We start from the raw sequence: 18,645 nt of genomic DNA, 5'->3' as shown, positions 1-18,645 counted from the left end.
ATCACTGCCAGGTCCAGATCCACCGGCGGGACCGCTGATCGAACTTGCGGACGCGACGCTTGCGGCGCTGCGGGGCGGCGGGGGTGTTCGGCTTGGGGTTGTTGGTGGGGGTCGGCATCGTCTGACCTTTCTGTTGGTCCGGCACGGGGCCGGTTTGCTCTGACACGAACTACTTTGCGGGGCAAGCCTTGTGGGGCTATCGAATGTCGCTGGGAAGTCGCTGGGAGCGGTTGTCATGGCCCCGACGTCGACCCTCACCGGTCCGACTACCAGTGGCGGTGACTGAGATCAGCCCCGTAGGAGCCCTCCGAGGGGCATATATCCCCTCGGAGCCTTCTGACGGGGCCGATCTTGGCCGCCTATCCTGATGCCGTGGCCACTCCCTCACATCGCGCGATCGTTGTCGCACTGCTGGCGGCGCTCATCGGGTTGACGACGTGGCTGGCGCCGTCCGCGAGCGCCGCACCGGGAACGCAGGGCCTTTCGCCGGTCCTCGCCACCGCCTACGACCGCGCGTCGCGATCTGCCCGGGCCGCCGGCGTCGCGATGTGGATCACCTCGGGCAAGCGGTCCGTCGCCGAGCAGCGGCAACTGTGGCGGCAGGCCCTCGCCACGTACGGGAGCCCCGGGGTCGCGCGTCGATGGGTGCTGCCGCCGAACGAATCGACGCACGTCAGTGGGCACGCCATCGATGTCGGCCCACGATCCGGCGCGCTGTGGTTGGAGCGCAATGGTTTTCGGTGGGGTCTGTGCCGCACGTTTGCCAACGAGTGGTGGCATTTCGAGGTCGTCACGGTTCCCGGCACGCCGTGCCCGCCGATGTGGCCGAACGCTGCGGTCCGGGTGGATCAGCACGGGCGGGTCGGGATCTGACCGCAGCCGACGTGAACTGACCGGACACGTGTGACCCCGCCGCGGAGGGAGTCGCGACGGGGTCACCGGGGAGGGGCATCAGCCCAGGGGTTCGGTCAGGGGATCAGATCACTGCCAGGTCCAGATCCAGCGACGCGACCGCTGGTCGAACTTGCGGACGCGACGCTTGCGGCGCTGTGGGGCGGCGGGGGTGTTCGGCTTGGGGTTGTTGGTGGGGGTCGGCATCGTCTGCCCTTTCTGTTCGTCCGGCACGGGGCCGGTTTGCTCTGACACCAACTACTTTGCAGGGCAAACCTTGTGGGGCGATCGGGTGAGACTGGGAGGTGGCTGGGAGCCGAAGTCGCGGGGTCGGGTTGAGGTCGCGGGGTCGGCGCGCGACGCCTGGTTGAGATGCCAAGCCGGCTTCGGGTCGCGCAACATCGTCGCGGCTCGCCGGCGGTTGCCGACGACGCACACCAGCGCCGACCCGCGATCAGCAGATCCTGGGCAACTGCTCCCCGAGCTCACGCTCGATCACGCGGGTCGTGCCGAACGCTGTCCGGCCGACCACCATGCCCGGATGGTCGTCGACGACCCGTCCGATCACCGTCGCACCGGCACCCTCCGGTCGCCGGCGCATCGCTGCGACCACCGCCTCGGCGTCGTCGGCGGCGACGATGGCGATCATCTTGCCCTCGTTGGCCACCTGCAGCGGGTCGAGGCCGAGGAATCCGCAGGCCGACGCGACGGCTTCCGGTACGGGGATGCGGTGTTCGTCGAGGTCGATGCCGACACCACCACCGCGGGCGAGTTCGGTCACGGCCGCGACCACACCACCGCGCGTGGGGTCACGCAAGGCACGGACGTCGCCAGCGGCGAGCGCATTCCGCACGAGGAAACACAAAGCCGCACTGTCGCTTTCCACGGTCGACCCGAAGTCGATGCCCTCGCGGACCGACAGGATCGCCACCCCGTGCTCCCCGACCGGCCCCGACACGATGACGGCGTCGCCGGGCCGGATGCGTTCCGGGCCGACGTCGACGCCGTCGGGGATGATGCCGATGCCGGCGGTGTTGATGAACATCTGGTCGGCCGATCCGCGGTCGACGACCTTGGTGTCGCCGGTCTCGATGCGCACCCCGGCCCGCTCGGCGGCCGTGCCCATAAGCTGCGCGACGCGACCGAGCACCGACACCTCGAGGCCCTCCTCGAGGATGAAGCCGGCGCTCAACGCCAGTGGCATCGCTCCACTGCACGCGAGGTCGTTGACGGTTCCGTTCACGGCGAGGTCGCCGATGCACCCGCCGGGAAAGAAGAGTGGTTGCACCACATAGGAATCCGTCGTGAAGGCGACGCGACCCCGTGGCACGGCGAGTTGCACCGAGTCGCGGGCCGGACCGGTGCGTCCACCGAACGCGGGGACGAAGAGGTTCTCGATGAGTTCCTCCGACAGCACCCCACCGCCGCCGTGCCCGAGGACGATACGTTCGGTGTCCCGCAACGGCAGTGGGCAGGACCAGGATTCGGGGTCCATGACGGTCGGCTGCTCAGGCATGGGAGGCTCCCACGGCGAGTCGTCGGAAGTGGTAGTACGCGGCGCACGCCCCTTCGCTCGACACCATGGTGGCGCCCAGCGGCGTGCGCGGTGTGCAGGTGGTGCCGAAGGCCGGGCATTCGTTGGGCTTCAGCAGACCTTGCAGCACCTCCCCGGCGTGGCAGTCGGCCGACTCCTGCACCTCGAGTTCGCCGACGCCGAAACGGATCTCGGCGTCGAACTGCGCATAGGCTCGCGACAGTTTCCACCCGGACTGCGGGATCATGCCGATTCCACGCCACTGCCGGTCGGTGACGGTGAACACCTCCGAGAGTGTTTGTTGTGCAACGGTGTTGCCAGCGCTGGACACCGCCCGCGGGTAGGCGTTACGCAGTTCGGGGGTGCCGGCCTCGAGGAGTTCGACGGCCTCCCGGACACCTTCGAGAAGGTCGAGGGGTTCGAAGCCGGTCACCACGATCGGGACCCGATACTTCTCGACGAGCGGCTGATACTCGCTCGTCCCCATCACCGTGCACACGTGGCCGGCGGCCAGAAACCCTTGGACCCGGTTGGTGGGTGAGGACAGGATCGCCTCCATCGCCGGTGGCACCAGTACGTGGGAGACGAGCACGGAGAAGTTCACCAGCCCGAGCCGCTGTGCGTGCAGTACCGCCATGGCGTTGGCGGGTGCGGTGGTCTCGAAGCCGACGCCGAAGAACACCACCTCGCGGTCGGGGTTGTCGGCGGCGATGCGGACGGCGTCGAGCGGCGAATAGACCACGCGCACATCCCCTCCGCGGGCCCGCACCGAGAACAGGTCCTCGTGGCTGCCGGGGACGCGCAGCATGTCGCCGAAGGAGCAGAAGATGACCTCGCCGCGGGCGGCGATGGCCAACCCACGGTCGATCACCTCCAGCGGTGTCACGCAGACGGGACAGCCGGGCCCGTGGATGAATTCGACGACGCCGTCGAGGAGTTGGTCGATGCCGTTCCGGATGATCGAATGTGTTTGTCCACCACATACTTCCATCAGGGTCCATTGCCGGGTGGCGGCGGCGCGGATCTGCTTGACGAGGGCACGCGCGGCGACGGGGTCGCGGAATTCGTCGAGGTACTTCATGCCGTCCTCCCGTTCTCGAACGGCTCGGCGCCGAGTTCCTCGTCGAGGATGCCGAGGTCGGAGAACATCTTCAGCGTTTCGTTGGCCGATTCCTCATCGAGGCGGGTGATCGCGAAACCAGCATGGACGATGGTGTATTCGCCCACCTCCATGTCCGGTAGGTAGGCGAGGCACACGGTCTTGGTGGTGCCGGAGAAGTCGACGGTGGACATGCGGGTGCCCGCCTCCTCCCAGATCCGGATCACCTTGCCGGGAATCCCGAGACACATCAGCTTCTCCTCTCGGTCGGGGCGGCGATGGTGGCTGCAGCCACACACGCCTGCCCGAGCGCCAGACCACCGTCGTTCGGCGGTACCACTCGATGGGTCAACACCCGTACCCCCGACGGGTTCAGTCGGTCGACGATGCCTTGTCGCACTGCCGAATTGGCGAACACTCCGCCGCTGAGCCCGATCACCTCCGCGCCGGCGATCGCCGCGGATCGCAGTGCCACACGGGCTGATTCGTCAACCAGCCACTGCTGGAAGCTGGCGGCGAGGTCGGCCTGTGGACGTCCGCCGCGGATTCCCTCGACCAGGTGCCGGATGATGGGCCGGTAGTCGATGAGGTCGTCCGAGGCAGCGGGCGGCGCGATGGCTTCGGCGCGGCCACCGCGGGCGCGGGCCTCGAGTTCGATCGCCGCCTGCCCTTCGTAGGTGACGTGCGCGCAGATGCCGAGGAGTGCGGCCACGCCGTCGAACAGTCGGCCGACGCTGGTGGTGGCCGGGCAGCCGAGTCCCTTGTCGCGTTGTTGGGCGATGATGCGGCGGCCGAGGTCGCCGACGGCGACTGCTGGTGGAAGTCGATCAATGTCCTGAATGCCGCTGCGCCACAGAAGATCCAGTGCGATTCGGGAGGGTTCGCGGATGGCGGTGTCGGCGCCGGGCAGGGCGAACTCGGCGAGGTGCGCGACGCGGGTGAAGGTGCCGGGGTCGCTGCCGATGGCGAGGAACTCGCCGCCCCAGATGACACCGTCGGTGCCGTAGCCGGTGCCGTCGAACGCGAGAACGACGGCGGGCGTGCCGAGCAGATGGTGTTCGGCGAGCAGAGAGACGGCGTGGGCGTGGTGGTGTTGGACCTCGATCACCGGGCGGCGTTCCGCGGAACGTCGGGCCCATGCGGTGGTGGCGTAGCGGGGATGCATGTCGCAGGCGATGACACCGGGCGCGACGGCGGTCATGGTCTGCAGGTGGTTCAGGGCGTCAGTGAACGATTCCTGCGTCCGCGGGTCGGACATGTCGCCGAGGTGGGCGGACATGTGGGCGTGTCCGTCGTCGGCGAGGAGGCAGAAGGTGGTCTTGAGGTCGCCGCCGGTGGCGACGACGGGCGTCGGTGAGGGCAGGCCGGTCACCGGGAGCGGTGCGGCGCCACGGGAACGGCGCAGAGGGACGACACCGTCGGCGGCGGCCTGGAGTACCGAGTCCTCGCAGGGGACATGGACCGGTCGGTCGTGGGTGAGGACCGCGTCGGCGATGCCGGCGAGGCGTTCTCCGATGTCGCTGTCGCGGAACAGGATCGGCGAGCCGCTGGCATTGGCGGAGGTCATGACCAGCGGGATCGGGCCGAGGTGGTCGAACAGCAGGTGGTGGATCGGGGTGTAGGCGATCATCACGCCGAGGTCCGCGAGGCGCGGCGCCACCTCTTCGACGACGGGCGTTGCCGGGCGGCGGGGTGCGATCACCACGGGTGCGGCGGGTGAGCACAGCGCCGCGCGGCCGTCGTCGGTCAACTCGATGAGTTCTGCCGCGGCGCCGTCGTCGGCGACCATCACGGCAAAGGGTTTGTCCGGTCGTCCTTTTCGCGCACGGAGGGTGGCGATGGGATCGGTGAGGTCGGCGCGGCAGGCGAAGTGGAAGCCGCCGATGCCCTTGATGGCAACGATTCGACCGTCTCGGAGGGCGTCGGCTGCGGCTTCGATGGGGTTGTCGGTGGTCGACGATTGTCCTGTGACCGTGCGGAATTCGAGACGGGGACCGCAGTGTGGGCAGGCAATGGTTTCGGCGTGGAAGCGTCGGTCGGTGGGATCCTCGTACTCATGGTGGCACTTGTCGCACATCGGAAAGCCGGACATGGTGGTGTTGACGCGGTCGTATGGGAGGTCGGAGATGACGGTGTAGCGGGGTCCGCAGTCGGTGCAGGTGATGAAGGGGTGCCCGTGGCGGCGGTTGGTGGAGTCGCGGAGTTCGTCGAGGCACTGGGCGCAGGTGGCGACGTCGGCGGGGATCAAGGTGCGGGCGGTGCCGCCGGCGCGGCTGGGTGTGATGACGAAGGCTGCGTCGTTGCGGATATTGAGTGCGCGGGAGGTGAGGTTGTCGATGCGCGACAAGGGCGTGGGACCGGTGCGGAGTTCGTCGAGGGCGGCGGCGACGGCCTCTTCGGGACCTTCGAATTCGCAACGGACGACCCCGGATTCGTTGGTCACGGTGCCGGTCAGGTGGTGTCGGGCGGCCATGCGTGCGACGGCGGGGCGGAAGCCGACCCCCTGGACGATGCCGGTGATGTCGACCTGGATGCGGACTGTCGCCTGCGGAGCGAGCCGGCGAGCGTCTCGAAGGGTCATGGGAGGACCCCTGTGGCGACGGCGTCCCGCTCCCACACGATCACCCGGTTGTTGCCCGAGTCGGCGACGGCCATCCGGTTGCCGTGACGGTGGATTCCGTAGGGCCAGCACAGGGTGTCGCGGCCGACTTGGTCCCAGCGGTTCTCGCCGTTGGCGGCGAAGGTGGGCTGCGCCAGCACGCCCACCGCATCACCCGCCGTCGACTCCAAGCGGTCGCAGTGCTCCCACAGCAGGATGCGGTTGTTCGCCGTGTCGGCGACGGCCACCTCGGTTCCGGACACCGTGACGCCGTACGGAAATCGGAGCCCTGCGGCGGTTTGCGGCGCATAGGGAAACTCGGTGGCGGTGGCGAAATCCGGCTGTCCCACAAGCAGGTCCGCGTCGCCGTCCTCCGACGGCGCCGTCGACCAGCCCAGCACGCGGTGATTCCCGGCGTCGGCGACCAACAGCGCACCCCCGAGATCGGCGATGGCGTGCGGCCAGCGGAACGACCGGGCGTTGGCGGGGCCGCCGCGATTCTCTTCTCGGACGGCCGGGTCTGGTTGTCCCAGAATCACATCCGCAGCGTGATCCGGACGCGACGGCAGGCCGTCGAGCCAGCCGAGAACCCTCCGGTTGCCGGTGTCGGCGACCCAGAATCCACTGTCGACGAACCCGACACCGAACGGCCAGTAGAAGCTGCAGGCGTCGGCATTCCCGCCGCGGTTGGGTTCGACCGATGTCAGGTCCGGTTGTCCCAGAACCAGATCGGCGGGACACGAGGCATGCGGGATCTCGGTCCAGACCAGGATCCGGTGGTTCCACGCATCGCAGACGATGAGCATACCGTCGTGAACGAGCACTCCGGTCGGCAGGTGCAGCCCGGTCCGCGAGCCCTTGCCACCGTCGTTGGCGCTGTCCTCTGCCCAGTCCGACTGGCCGAGAAGCACATCGGCCGGTCGATGGTCGTCGTCGGGGATGCCGTGCCAGAGCAGGACTCGATGGTTGCCGGTGTCGGCGACGACGAGCAGGTCGTCGCCGATCCACACCCCGCGCGGCGCGTACAGCGTGTCGGCGGCCGGTGTGGCCGACGGTAGCGCCAGGCCGCCGGGTGCGGGTGCACCGAGCCAGGTGCCGGCCCGCCAGCTTCGGCAATCTGCCGGGGCGACATCGGATGTCGGGGTTCCGGGTCGTTGCGCGCGCACCGAGATGGTGCGGGTCACCCCTGCAGTCGCACCCATATCCGGTTCCCGTCGACGCGTAGTGGCCGGGGTTCGAGTGCAGCGCCGGGCAGGCTCATGCAGTTGCCGTCGGTGGCGTCGTAGCAGAGCGCGTGCCATGGACAGGTCAGTGTGCCCTCGGTGGCGTCGATGAGGGCGTCGTCGAGCGGCAGCCCCTCGTGGGCACACATGTTGAGGTAGCTGGTGTATCGGCCGGCGACGTTGACCACGATGATGTCCTCGCTGACGCCGGCGCTGTCGGACAGTGTGCGGGCGATCAGTGTGCCGTCCGGGATCTCGTCCGTTGCGGCGGCGTCGACCCAGCCGGTGTCGGCTCCGCGAATGGTGATGTCGCCCAGCGGGATGAAGGTCTGCGTGGTCGTCGGTTCGTCGGGGACGAGTTCGACGGCATCGATGGCGGGGACAGCGGCGACGATGGCCTCCGTGACGGTGTCGTGCAACGTCTGCGCCGACATCGAGCATCCGTCGCAGGCGCCGGAGAGCCTGACGTAGGCGACGCGCTCGTCGACGCGGACCACCTCGATCCGCCCGCCGTGCGAATCGATCAACGGTGCGACGGTGGCGGCGGCCTGCCGGGCGGCGGTGAGTGGATCGGGGCGGATGATGCCGTGCACCATCATTGCCAGCCGGACAACGGGGTCGTCGACCATGTCGAAGAGCAGTTCGCGTCCGCGGTCGTCATCGCGGAGTTCACGCACGATGGTGGTGAGGGCGGCCTTGTTCAACGCGTCCAACGCATCTCGCAGCTGTTCGGCGGTGGCTCGGTGTTCGGGGGGCAGATCCGCGACCGCGGCCGACGCGGTGTCGACGGCCTGCGCGAGCTCTTCCATCGTGGGGACGGCGTCGGTCGGCGTGGGGCGTTCCTGCTGGGTCGTCATCAGCCGTACCTCTGGGCGCGTTCCATGGCCTCGGTCACCTTGCTGCGCAACAGGTCTGCGAACGCCATACGTGCGGCGCGGGCCAGGACATCGGCGACCGTTCCCGACATGGCGAGCTCGATGGGCCGGCGGCTCAGCGCCTCGAGGACGAAGCAGGACCCGGCCGGGTCGTCGAGGCAGTTCTCCGCGAACACCGAGTCGACGAACTGGGACAACCAGATTCCGTCGCCGTCCGGGTCGGCGGCAAGCCGGCTCAGGGCTTCGTCTGTGCCGGCACAGCGTTGCACGATCCGTTCGACGAAGGACTCGGCCGCGGTGGCGAGGAGGACGTCGAATTGCATGCGGGCGTAGTTGTCCATGGGTCAGCTCGTGGTTGGGGTGGCCGGCGGGTTGGTGGCGTTGCGCTGCTGCGTCCGGGCGATCTCGTCGAGGACACCCCGGACGGCGCGGACCATGTCGTCGGCGCCTGCGGTCTCGAACAGGAAGCGCGCCTCATGCAGGGTGGCGGTGGCGTCGGTGAACATGCCCAGGTGCGCCAACACGTTTCCCTGATTGGCCAGCACCCGACCGTAGCCGAGGGGGTCGCGGTCGGGGTCGCGGGTCGCGAGGACCTCGCCGTACAGGTTGACCGCCTCGACGAGGTTGTCCTGCTGGTGCGCGCTGGGCGCGTACACCAGGGCGTTGGCCAGGTTGACGCTGGTGGCCGCCCACTCGTCGGGGTGATCGTCGCGGGTGTAGACCTTCAGCGCCTTGCGCAGGGACTGCGCGGCGACCGCGACCCGCAGTTGATCCGATGCGCTGGCCATCGGCATGGTGAGGTAGGCGGCGGCGAGGTCGGTGTGGGCGGCCGCCCATGTCAGCGGTGCCTCACCGGATTCGATGGTCTGCAAACAACTCTGGAACTGTGCGGCCGCTTCACCCAATGGCGTGCCGGTGGTGGCGGCCTGTTCGTGCAGCAGTTGCCCGAGCGCCAGGTGCAGTTCGGCGCGGGCCACCCGCAGGTCGCTGTCGGCCAGCAGCGCGAGCGCGCGCCGCAGATCGGCGATGGCTTCGTCGTGTCCGGACTCTCGATGACGCCCGGCGTCCGCGCGTGCCCCGAGCATCAGTGCTTGCAGCGCGGGTGCGGGTGCGGCGGCCGCCACCGCGTCGTCGAGCATCGCCATCGCGGCACCGACATCGGTGTTCAAGAGGTCCGCGGCCCGAGCCGCCGCCACCAGTGCGCGAACCTCGGCCGGCGCCTCCGGGTCCGGCGCGGGGACGGCGGCCCGTCCCAGGTGTGCCAGCACGAGTTGGGCGAGGGATTGCCATCGGGAAGCGATGCGCGTCAGCAGCCGATCGAGATCGACGCGTTCGGGTGCCACGGCGGCCAGGTTGAGCCAGTCCACCGGGTGATCGGTCATCTCGGCCCGGGCGGCCAGCAGGTCGGCGGCCTCGGTGAGCTTGTCGTCGTAGGCGGCCGCGATGCCGGCCAGCTCCGGCGGCCACACCGACGGTCGTCGTCCGGCGGCGAGTTCCCGACGCAGCGCGGCGTATTCATCGCCTTCGATGACCAGCAGCCCGGCCGGATAGCTGAACACTCCGAGCGGCTGGACGTCACAGAGCATCTCGGGTGGCACGAATTCTGCTGCAGTATCGATTGATTCCGTGCGCACCAGATGGGGGGCGACTGCGTCGTCGCCGGTCAGGATCTGGACTCGGACCATCAGGCGTTCCCCACCTTCGCTCGCACGGTCTTGCCGTTGTCGTCCCACCGTAGTGGGAATCGGCCGACGGCAAGAGGCCTTTCGGCGTCGTCGAACACCTGCCGGATGATCGTGGCGCGGTCGCCGGCCGGGGTGCGCTGCTTGAGGAGCAGTCCGCCGGCCGCGGTCGACCGCAGCGGGTACAGCACGAGATCCTCGCCGTCGCAGCGGGCGGCCAACGAGTCCGACGGAAAATACCGGGCCGCGACGTCGGCATCGATGTGCAGGCTGCCGCCGGCGGTGATCTCGATGACCGGGGTATCGATCGGCGGCGCAACCGGATAGGCGTCGGTGATCATCGTGACCACCGTTTCCGCCGCGGCCTGCACCGCGGGCGTCAGCGTATCCGCGGGTGCCAGGTTCTCGGCCTCCACGAGGTACACCGTGATGTCGGTCGGACACAGGTCGCCGAGCATCCAGCGCGCGAATCCCAATGCGTGGTCCCAGCGGAAGGAGTGGGTGTGCACGCCGGGGTCGGGTCCGATGTCGTCGAGTTGGTCACCGGGAAGCCGGAAGATGGTGCCCGGCGCCGATCCGGTGCTCGCGGCGTCGACGATGATCACCCGTTCTGCGCCCCGCAGCGCGAAGGCCACGTCCATGCCGGCGGTGCCGCCGTCGACCAGCCGCACCCCGTCGGTCAACCCGTGCCGATCCCACAACCAGCGGATCACCAACGGCCCCACCGCGTCGTCGCCGCGCAGCAGATTGCCGCAGCCGACCACCACCAGATCCACCGGATCTGGTGGGTGGGGGTCGGCGGCGAGCAGATCGCTGGGCCGTGTGGCGCGCTGGTCGTGTGGGGCGCTGATGTCGGTCGTGGCCGTGCCTCTCGTCGTCGGAATCGGTGGTCTCAGAGCATCGAGTTGACGACGAACTTGGACATCTCCTTGCCGGTCTTCGCATCATAGGCGTGGACGGTACACACCAGACAGGAGTCGAATGACCGTGCGACATGGCCGAGTTCGACCGGATCGTTGATGTCGTGGATCGGGGTGCCGACCAGCGCCTGCTCGATCGGGCCGAGCACGCCGTCCTTGTCGCGCGGTCCGATGTTCCACGCGGTGGGTGTGACGACCTGGTAGTTGGCGATCTTGCCCTTATCCAGCACGATCCAGTCCGACAGCGCTCCGCGGGCGGCCTCGGTGGACCCGAACCCCTTGCCCGACTCCGGTTCTACCGGCTTGCTGTAGAAGCTCTCCTGGAGATCGAGGTCGTCGAGCCACTGCCGCGCCCAGCTGAAGTACTTGGGCGCCTCGTGCATCCGGGCCATCTGACGCACGAACACACTCGGACCGAGCGTGTCGATCATGTCCTTGAACAGCGGGTCGTAATCCTGGTGGGCGTCGGCGTCGGGTGCCGAGGCGGCGATCCGTCGGGCAAGCGGCCCGGCCTCCAACGGGATTCCGCTCCCGGTGCCGTGGATGTCGTACCGTGGCGACTTGGCAAAGGAGTACTTGCCCTTGTCTTTTCCACGTTCGGGGTCGATCGGATCGGTCTCTCCCTCCCACGGGTGCAGCGCGCGGGACCCGTTGTAGAACGAGTGGGTGACGTCTTCGGCGACCTTCATGTGGTCGAAGGCGTGGTATTGGCCGTCCACGTAGACGCCGGATCGGTTGATGAGGGCGGCATTTCGGCCGTCGACAGTGGGACGCTCGTACATGGACGGCTGGAAGTAGGTGCCGGTGGAGAAGTAGTTGCCCACGCCCGCACCGTAGGTGTGCAGCCCGATGTCGAGGCAGTAGCGGATGAAGAAGCCGCAGTCGGAGTCGTGTTGTGACTCGTTCTCGTCGACCCACTCCAGCACGTCGGCCCACGACTTGTTCGCCAGCCAGCGTTCGACACTGCAGCCGAGCCAATGCTTTTCGAGCCAGTTGTCCTTCCAGTGCTCCAGGATCGCGATGGAGCGGGTGACGTCGGCCAGGGTCGGCGCGCACATCACCCCGCCCGGCACCATGAACGACGAGTGCGGCCACTGACCGCCGAAGATGGCGTACACCTCGACGGGTTTGCCCGAGAGCACCACGCCCGGTTGATAACTCGTTCCGGTGTAGACGGTGAAGCGGCGACACGCCTCCTCGTAGAGCGGGGAACTCGAGTACTTCGGGTGGGTCAGGTCGACGGCGAACAGTGCGTAGAAGTAGCGCGGGATGGACTGCAGGGTCTCGCAGGCCTGCGCGATGTTGCGGATCAAGGTGGCGTTGCGGGGCATCGTCGTCTGCCACGCGGTGTCGAGTGCGTACGACGCCTTGTACAGGTGGGAACCGCCGCAGATTCCGCAGATTCGGGGGGTGACGATGAGGCCGGCCTGAGGGTCCTTGCCCCGCAGGATCATCTCGAACCCGCGGAACATCGCCGCCTGCGTCCACGCCGACGTGACCACGCCGTCGTCGATGTGCACCCGGACGTCGAGATCGCCCTCGACGCGGCCGAGGGGACTGACGAAGAGGTCGATGGAGACCTGCTGGTCATTGGAAATTGTTGTCATGATGCCCTTCTCGGCGGTTCGGTCTGCGGCGGGGACCGGCGGTCACCGGCCGGTCGCAGATCACACGACGAACATGTCCTCTTTGCTCCACCTGGGCGCCGCCACCCGCGCGGCGGCGGCCTGTGCCATGTAGGTGAGGTGGTCGGTGCCCTCGGGCACCTCCTTCGGGATGGTGCCGCTGACCTTCTGGGTCTTGAAAACGGTGCCCGGGGCCAGGTCGAAGAACGGGAACTCCGGCTCGGTGCAGCCGGTGCACGGCATGCCGGCGCGGGTCTTCGACGACTGCCGGTTCCACAGGATGCGGTTGCACGGCGAGTGCGTCATCGGACCTCGGCAGCCGAATTCGTAGAAGAGACAACCGGTTCGGGTGCCCTCGCCGAACGACATGGTGGACTGCTTGTAGTCGAAGAACTGGACTCGGGTGCAGCCGGTCTGGGTGAACGACTTGAAGAAGGTCTGCGGCCGGTGCAGTTCGTCGAGCTCGATGTCGCCGGCGCGGCCGGTGGCCAACGCGACGAGGATCTGGGTGATCCAGTCCGGATGCGCCGGACAGCCGGGGATGTTGATGATCGGCAGGCCCGACTTGGAGGTCCAGTCGGCGCCGAGGAAGCCGCCCTTGCTGCGCTTGTGGAATTGCAGGCCGGTGGAGTCGCTGGGATTCGGTTCGGTGGCGGGGATTCCGCCCCAGCAGGCGCAGTCGCCGATGGCGACCACCACCGACGCCGCGTTCGCGAGTTCGACCACCCAGTCCTTCATCGGGCGTTCGGCGAACATGTCGTAGCGGCCGCTGCCGTCCGGGCCCTCGATGACGGTCCCCTCGTAGACGAAGACGTCGAGTTGCCGTTCGCCGGAGGCGCAGTCGCGGAAGATCTTCTGCGCCTGGTCGCCGAGTTCGAGACCGAGCGACGGGTGCCACAGCACCTCGAGTCCGAAGTCGACGATGAGGTCGACGACGCTCGGTTCCTCGGCGTTGAGGAACGACATGGTGTTGCCCGAGCACGCACCACCTTGGAACCACAGGACCGATGCCATCAGCGTGCTCCTCTTCCGGTGGGCGAATCACCGCTTGCACCAAGTTCTTTCGCAAACGTAAGCAAGTAACCGAGGCCGGCCCGGACGTCCTTGTCGCGCAGTTCGCCGATGATGCGACGCATGCTGGTCGGGGTCCGGCCGCGCCGATGGGCCTCGTCGGCGGCCGTGAGGGCCCCGCCGAGCCGACCGATCGCGCCGACGGTGTCCGGGGAGACGACGCCGGATTCGGTGAGGCTGTCCAGGGCGGGTCCGGCCTGTTTGGCGAGCGCGCCCAGCGACCGCATGGTCCGGCTCACGTCGGCCAGGTCGACCCCGGCGAACGGGCTGTCGTCGGCCTCGGCGGTGGCCCGCACCTCGGCGAGTGCGTCGACGAGCGTGTCGGACAGGTCGTCGCCGCGGCGCATCATCCCGTCGACCCCCTCGACGAGCACGGCGAGCAGGTCGGCGTGGTCGAGAAGCGACAGCAGTGCGTCGGAGACCTCGGGATCGGCCAGCCGGTCGGCGAGCGCCTTACGACGCCGGCCGGCGGCATCCGACCCGTCCTCGGACAGCATGGAAACCACAGTGCTCATGGATCCTCCAGAAAGGTTCCCGCGCGCCGCGGGCTGTGCGGCGTCCGGACCCAAGCTTCTCGCACCGTAGTACCGCTGATCGGCGGCCCACAATCGCTAATCCGCAGGTGTTATCCAAAACCCGCAATTGCCTTGTCCAGAGGACGAAGCGTCGCACAATGGGGTGACACCGCGTGGCGCTTGAAGGAGGTGCGATGGCGGTTCTGCACAATCCGCGTCGCGTCAACGCGCGTCGCACCGCCAACCCCGTGCAACGCCGTGTCCGGCCGCGCGGCGTCCCGCCGGCGCTCGAGCATCGGGCCATCCTCGACACCGACGACCTCGCCGTCGCGCAGAAGCAGCTGCCGACGATCCTCGCCGTCGATCGGCTCGATCTGGTGTCGGCCGGCGAACGCGCGTTCCACGCCGTGGTGCACGGGGTACGGAGCCGGGACATCTCGCTGCTGTATCTCGATCTCGCGGGTGCCGACTTCGAGATCGCCCGCCACGGCGACCAGTACGGCGTGTACATGCAGATGAGCGGGTCGTCGGACTGGATGGTCAACGGGGTCCCGGTCACGAGTTCGGCGACGCATGCGGTGGTCGCCAACCCGGGCGATCAACTGCGGTGCGCGCCCGGCATCGACTCGACGTTGCTCGTCCTGTCGTTCGGCGCGGCCCGGACCAACGCCTATCTGTCGCGGCTGCGTGGTCGCGAGACGCACGAGAACATCCGGTTCGACGCCGATTTCGACCTCACGGCCGAGGCCGCCTCGCGGTGGCACAGCGCCATCCAGTTGCTGACCACCGAACTCTTCTACCCGGGGTCACTGCTGCATCAGGGGGTCGGATTCGGTCCGGTCGAGGACCTGCTGATGTCGACGCTGATCTACGTACAGGGTTCCACCTACCGCGACGATCTGGTCGCCCGTCCGCATCCGGTGGCCCGCCGGACGGTGCGGGCGGCGATCGACTACATCGACGGGCACCTGGCCGAACCGATCTGCATCGCCGACGTCGTCCGCGCGGCCGGCGTGAGCGAACGGTCGCTGCAGCAGGGGTTCCGCGAGGAACTGCACACCACGCCGTCGGCCTACATCCGCAACTCGCGGCTCGACCGGGTGCACGACGTCCTCGCCGACTCCCTGCCCACCGACGGCGTCACGGTGTCCGATGTCGCGGGGAGTTGGGGCTTCAGCCATCTCGGGAACTTCGCCGCCGCCTACCGCGCGCGGTTCGGCGAACCCCCGTCGCAGACGCTGAGGAGGTGACCGGCGTGCACGAACTCTCCTTGTGTCATGCGATCGCCGGGGTGGTGACCTCGCACGCCGACCGCCGCGACGTCCGCACCATCCATCTGCGGATCGGGGCGCTGCGGCAGGTGGTTCCCGACACCCTCACGTTCTGTTGGGGCATCGTCGCCGAGCAGGAGGGCTTCGACGGTGCGGAACTCGCCATCGACTGGATACCGGCGTCGGTGCGCTGTGCCGCCTGCGGCGCCGACTCCGAGATCACCTCGCGGTTCTCCATCTGCTGCCCGCACTGCCGGAGCCCGGAGGTCACTGTGCTGACCGGCGAGGAGTTCCTCATCACCTCCCTCGACGTGCGCAGGCCCGCCGCGCACCCCACCACACCCGAAAGAGGCTGACCCATGGGGCGTTTCCACCGCCACGACGACGAGCACACGCATGACGACGGCACCACCCACGCGCATGCCGGCGGAGAGCACAGCCACGAACACACGCCCGACCTGTCGGGTCTGGTCGCGAGCGCACGGGCTGACGACGAGGTCGCCGGGAGCGAGTTCGGCGACCTGAGCTCCTACGACACCGGCTCGGAACGGGTGGACGTACTCGAAGCCATCTTCACCGAGAACGACGTGCGCGCCGACATCAACCGTGGCCTGTTCGAGCAGAACGGCACGCGCGTACTCAATCTGATGAGTTCACCCGGTTCGGGGAAGACGTCGATCATCGCCGCCACCCTCGACATGCTCGACGGCGAGATTCCCATCGGCATCATCGAGGGCGACATCGCGACCGACCTCGACGCCGCGCGACTCGACGGCAAGGGTGCGCAGATCTCGTTGCTGAACACCAACAACGGATTCGGCGGGGAATGTCACCTCGACGCGCCGATGGTGAACCGGGCATTGCAGGGGCTCGATCTCGCCCTGCTGGATCTGGTGCTGATCGAGAATGTCGGAAACCTGGTCTGCCCAGCCGAATTCAACGTCGGCGAGCACGCGAAGGCGATGGTGTACTCGGTGACCGAGGGTGAGGACAAGCCGTTCAAGTACCCGGTCATGTTCCGCTCGGTGGATCTGGTGTTGCTCAACAAGATCGACCTCGTGCCGTATCTCGACATGGATCTCGAGGCGTATCGCTCTGCCGTTGCCGAGGTGAACCCCGGTGCGCGGGTGATCGCGGTGAGCGCGAAAACCGGTGAGGGGATGGCGGAATGGGTGGGGTGGTTGCGGGAGTTCGTGGGGGTGGCATCACACGGATAGCCCTCGACCGACTGCCCGGTCACACTGGCGATGAGATCGAAATCCTTGTCGACGTGGAGAATTGATCGTCCAGCCAGCTCGGCTGTGGCGGCGATGATCAGATCTGGAATCGACGCCGCTCGATGGTGTCCGGCCTCAGCCAGGCGCACGTCGCCCATTGTTTCCCCACCTCCTGACTGATATCCGACGATATCGCCGTTCGGAACGCGTGTCATTCCCCGACGTCACGCAGTTCGCCCGCATCGAGCCCTGCCGTAAATGTCCGATTCGTAAACCCACCCCCAATCGGTGTTGCTGCGCGGACCCATCACATATGATCCGGGCGAAACCACGATTCAAGGAGTGACTCGATGCTGAGCACCATGCAAGACACCCCGCTGTCGATCGCGCAGATTCTGCGTCACGGCAGCTCCGTCCACGGCACCGAAGAGGTCGTGACCTGGACCGATGCCGGCCCGCGTCGTCGGAGTTACGCCGAGGTGGGACGACGGTGTGCGCAGCTCGCCCACGCGCTGCGCGGAATCGGCGTCACCGGGGACGAGCGGGTCGCCACGTTCATGTGGAACAACGCCGAACACCTGGAGACCTACCTGGCGGTGCCGTCGATGGGTGCGGTGCTGCACACCCTCAACATCCGGTTGTTCCCGGAGCAGGTGATCTTCGTGGCCAACCACGCCGAGGATCACGTGGTGATCGTCGACCCGAGCCTGCTCCCGCTGCTGAACCCGCAGCTGCCGCAGATGAAGACCCTCCAGCACATCATCGTCACCGGCGAGTCGACCGACGGGGTCGAGGCCCCCGAGGGTGTGCAGGTGCACGCGTACGAGTCCTTGATCGCCGATCAGCCGGTCGAGTTCGACTGGCCCGAGGTCGACGAACGCTCCGCGGCCGCGATGTGCTACACCTCGGGCACCACCGGCGACCCGAAAGGTGTTGCCTACTCCCATCGTTCGGTCTACCTGCACTCGATGCAGGTCTGTATGACCGACGGCCCCGCCCTCAAGCAGGGCGACCGCGCGCTGGCCGTGGTGCCGCAGTTCCACGCCATGTCGTGGGGGCTGCCGTATGCGGCGTTCATGATCGGCGCGTCGCTGATCATGCCCGACCGCTTCCTGCATCCCGAGCCGCTGGCCCAGATCATCGCGTCGGAGAAGCCGACGTTCGCCGCCGCGGTCCCGACCATCTGGCTGGGTCTGCACCAGTACCTCGAGCAGCATCCGCAGGATGTCTCCTGCATGCACGACGTCCTCATCGGCGGTTCGGCGGTGCCGCCGTCGCTGATGCACGTCTTCGAGGAGGACCACGGCATCCAGGTGCTGCACGCCTGGGGCATGACCGAGACCTCTCCGCTCGGCTCGGTCGCCCGCCCGCCCGCCGGCACCGAGGGCAAGGAACGGTGGCACTACCGCTACACGCAGGGACGTTTCCCCGCGTCGGTGCAGGCGCGGCTCGTCGACGATCTGGGTGAAGTCGTGCCGAACGACGGCAAGAGCATCGGCGAACTCGAGGTCCGCGGACCGTGGATCACCGGCTCCTACTACGGCGTCGACGCCCCGGAGAAGTTCCAGGACGGCTGGTTGCGGACCGGCGACGTCGGCACCATCACGCCCGACGGCTACCTCACGCTGACCGACCGCACCAAGGACATCATCAAGTCGGGTGGCGAGTGGATCTCCTCGGTCGACCTGGAGAACGCGGTCATGGCGCACCCGGATGTCATCGAGGCCGCCGTCATCGGCGTGCCGGACCCGAAGTGGGATGAGCGGCCGCTGGTGGCCGTGGTGTTGCGCGAAGGGTCCGACGCCACACCGGATTCGTTGCGAGACTTCTTGTCCGACAAGGTCGCCAAGTGGCAGCTGCCGGAGAACTGGACGGTCATCAACGAGGTCCCGAAGACCAGCGTCGGCAAGTTCGACAAGAAGCGTCTGCGGTCGCAGTACCACGACGGTGGGCTGTCGGTCACCCATCTGTAAGGGTCTCGACGTACACGGATGACACCTATGACGGGGTCGGCGTACATATTACCGCGCCGGCCTTCGTCCAGGTGTCATCCGTGTATGACTCCCCCTCACGTATCCGATTCAGGCTCCCTTCAGCTTCAGAATTCGACACTGTGAGGATCG

The 18,645-nt window shown here is 67.8% G+C and carries 18 protein-coding genes and 1 pseudogene; 5 read left to right on the top strand and 14 right to left on the bottom strand.

From position 1 onward, the window contains the following. Positions 1-408 precede the first annotated feature (408 nt). Complete coding sequence (locus ACWDTI_RS04785; RefSeq protein WP_449736964.1) at positions 409-873, top strand: M15 family metallopeptidase; 465 nt, start codon at positions 409-411, stop codon at positions 871-873. A gap of 108 nt (positions 874-981) precedes the next feature. Here ACWDTI_RS04785 and ACWDTI_RS04780 read toward each other — a convergent pair whose 3' ends face one another. The 13 genes from ACWDTI_RS04780 to ACWDTI_RS04720 all read right to left on the bottom strand — a co-directional run bounded on the left by ACWDTI_RS04780 (position 982) and on the right by ACWDTI_RS04720 (position 14,034). Next, positions 982-1,125, bottom strand: a complete 144-nt coding sequence (locus tag ACWDTI_RS04780; protein ID WP_449736880.1) for a hypothetical protein — start codon at positions 1,123-1,125, stop codon at positions 982-984. Between the two features lie 220 nt (positions 1,126-1,345). After that, a complete protein-coding gene (gene hypE, locus ACWDTI_RS04775) occupies positions 1,346-2,407 on the bottom strand; it encodes a hydrogenase expression/formation protein HypE (RefSeq protein WP_449736879.1) in 1,062 nt (353 codons plus the stop codon). Then, the gene (gene hypD / locus ACWDTI_RS04770) at positions 2,400-3,506 is read right to left on the bottom strand and encodes a hydrogenase formation protein HypD (RefSeq protein WP_449736878.1); all 1,107 of its coding nucleotides are present in this window, start codon (positions 3,504-3,506) and stop codon (positions 2,400-2,402) included. The genes hypE and hypD overlap by 8 nt, the downstream gene beginning before the upstream one ends. Further along, positions 3,503-3,775 carry a HypC/HybG/HupF family hydrogenase formation chaperone gene (locus ACWDTI_RS04765; protein WP_449736877.1) on the bottom strand — a complete coding sequence of 91 codons (273 nt, stop codon included), beginning with the start codon at positions 3,773-3,775 and terminating at the stop codon, positions 3,503-3,505. The genes hypD and ACWDTI_RS04765 overlap by 4 nt, the downstream gene beginning before the upstream one ends. Continuing rightward, positions 3,775-6,105 (bottom strand): carbamoyltransferase HypF, encoded by a 2,331-nt coding sequence (gene hypF, locus ACWDTI_RS04760; RefSeq protein ID WP_449736876.1) that lies wholly within the window; start codon positions 6,103-6,105, stop codon positions 3,775-3,777. Before hypF ends, ACWDTI_RS04765 begins: the two co-directional genes overlap by 1 nt. Then, complete coding sequence (locus ACWDTI_RS04755; RefSeq protein WP_449736875.1) at positions 6,102-7,325, bottom strand: hypothetical protein; 1,224 nt, start codon at positions 7,323-7,325, stop codon at positions 6,102-6,104. Before ACWDTI_RS04755 ends, hypF begins: the two co-directional genes overlap by 4 nt. Then, positions 7,304-8,203: a NifU family protein gene (locus tag ACWDTI_RS04750; RefSeq protein WP_449736874.1), complete on the bottom strand. Its 900-nt coding sequence runs from the start codon at positions 8,201-8,203 to the stop codon at positions 7,304-7,306. The genes ACWDTI_RS04755 and ACWDTI_RS04750 overlap by 22 nt, the downstream gene beginning before the upstream one ends. Then, the gene (locus tag ACWDTI_RS04745) at positions 8,203-8,562 is read right to left on the bottom strand and encodes a hypothetical protein (protein WP_449736873.1); all 360 of its coding nucleotides are present in this window, start codon (positions 8,560-8,562) and stop codon (positions 8,203-8,205) included. Before ACWDTI_RS04745 ends, ACWDTI_RS04750 begins: the two co-directional genes overlap by 1 nt. A gap of 3 nt (positions 8,563-8,565) precedes the next feature. Next, positions 8,566-9,906: a hypothetical protein gene (locus tag ACWDTI_RS04740; RefSeq protein ID WP_449736872.1), complete on the bottom strand. Its 1,341-nt coding sequence runs from the start codon at positions 9,904-9,906 to the stop codon at positions 8,566-8,568. Next, entirely contained in the window at positions 9,906-10,679 is a 774-nt protein-coding gene (locus ACWDTI_RS04735) for a hydrogenase maturation protease (RefSeq protein ID WP_449736871.1), read from the bottom strand. The genes ACWDTI_RS04740 and ACWDTI_RS04735 overlap by 1 nt, the downstream gene beginning before the upstream one ends. A gap of 116 nt (positions 10,680-10,795) precedes the next feature. Beyond that, positions 10,796-12,430 carry a nickel-dependent hydrogenase large subunit gene (locus ACWDTI_RS04730; protein WP_449736870.1) on the bottom strand — a complete coding sequence of 545 codons (1,635 nt, stop codon included), beginning with the start codon at positions 12,428-12,430 and terminating at the stop codon, positions 10,796-10,798. A 60-nt stretch (positions 12,431-12,490) separates the two neighbouring features. Then, complete coding sequence (locus ACWDTI_RS04725; protein WP_449736869.1) at positions 12,491-13,462, bottom strand: NADH-quinone oxidoreductase subunit B family protein; 972 nt, start codon at positions 13,460-13,462, stop codon at positions 12,491-12,493. Then, positions 13,462-14,034 (bottom strand): DUF1641 domain-containing protein, encoded by a 573-nt coding sequence (locus ACWDTI_RS04720; protein ID WP_449736868.1) that lies wholly within the window; start codon positions 14,032-14,034, stop codon positions 13,462-13,464. The genes ACWDTI_RS04725 and ACWDTI_RS04720 overlap by 1 nt, the downstream gene beginning before the upstream one ends. A 194-nt stretch (positions 14,035-14,228) precedes the next feature. On the opposite strand from ACWDTI_RS04720, the gene ACWDTI_RS04715 reads away from it, so the two are divergent. The 3 genes from ACWDTI_RS04715 to hypB are packed head-to-tail and all read left to right on the top strand — an operon-like array spanning position 14,229 to position 16,522. Beyond that, on the top strand, positions 14,229-15,284 hold the full coding sequence (locus tag ACWDTI_RS04715) for an AraC family transcriptional regulator (protein WP_449736867.1): 1,056 nt from the start codon (positions 14,229-14,231) through the stop codon (positions 15,282-15,284). A 5-nt stretch (positions 15,285-15,289) separates the two neighbouring features. Continuing rightward, entirely contained in the window at positions 15,290-15,661 is a 372-nt protein-coding gene (locus ACWDTI_RS04710) for a hydrogenase maturation nickel metallochaperone HypA (protein ID WP_449736963.1), read from the top strand. 3 nt (positions 15,662-15,664) lie between these two features. Then, positions 15,665-16,522, top strand: coding sequence for a hydrogenase nickel incorporation protein HypB (hypB, locus tag ACWDTI_RS04705; protein ID WP_449736866.1), 858 nt, complete (start codon positions 15,665-15,667; stop codon positions 16,520-16,522). A 2-nt stretch (positions 16,523-16,524) separates the two neighbouring features. Here hypB and ACWDTI_RS04700 read toward each other — a convergent pair. Then, positions 16,525-16,665 (bottom strand): annotated as a pseudogene (locus tag ACWDTI_RS04700) (VapC toxin family PIN domain ribonuclease); the annotation flags it as partial. A 207-nt stretch (positions 16,666-16,872) separates the two neighbouring features. Between ACWDTI_RS04700 and ACWDTI_RS04695 the strand changes: the two are divergent. Further along, positions 16,873-18,495 (top strand): long-chain fatty acid--CoA ligase, encoded by a 1,623-nt coding sequence (locus ACWDTI_RS04695; protein ID WP_449736865.1) that lies wholly within the window; start codon positions 16,873-16,875, stop codon positions 18,493-18,495. Positions 18,496-18,645: the final 150 nt, after the last annotated feature.

It is taken from the genome of Gordonia sp. NPDC003424, assembly GCF_053588655.1.
The sequence above is the reverse complement of the archived record's forward strand: the minus strand, read 5'-3'. Positions and strand labels throughout refer to the sequence as shown.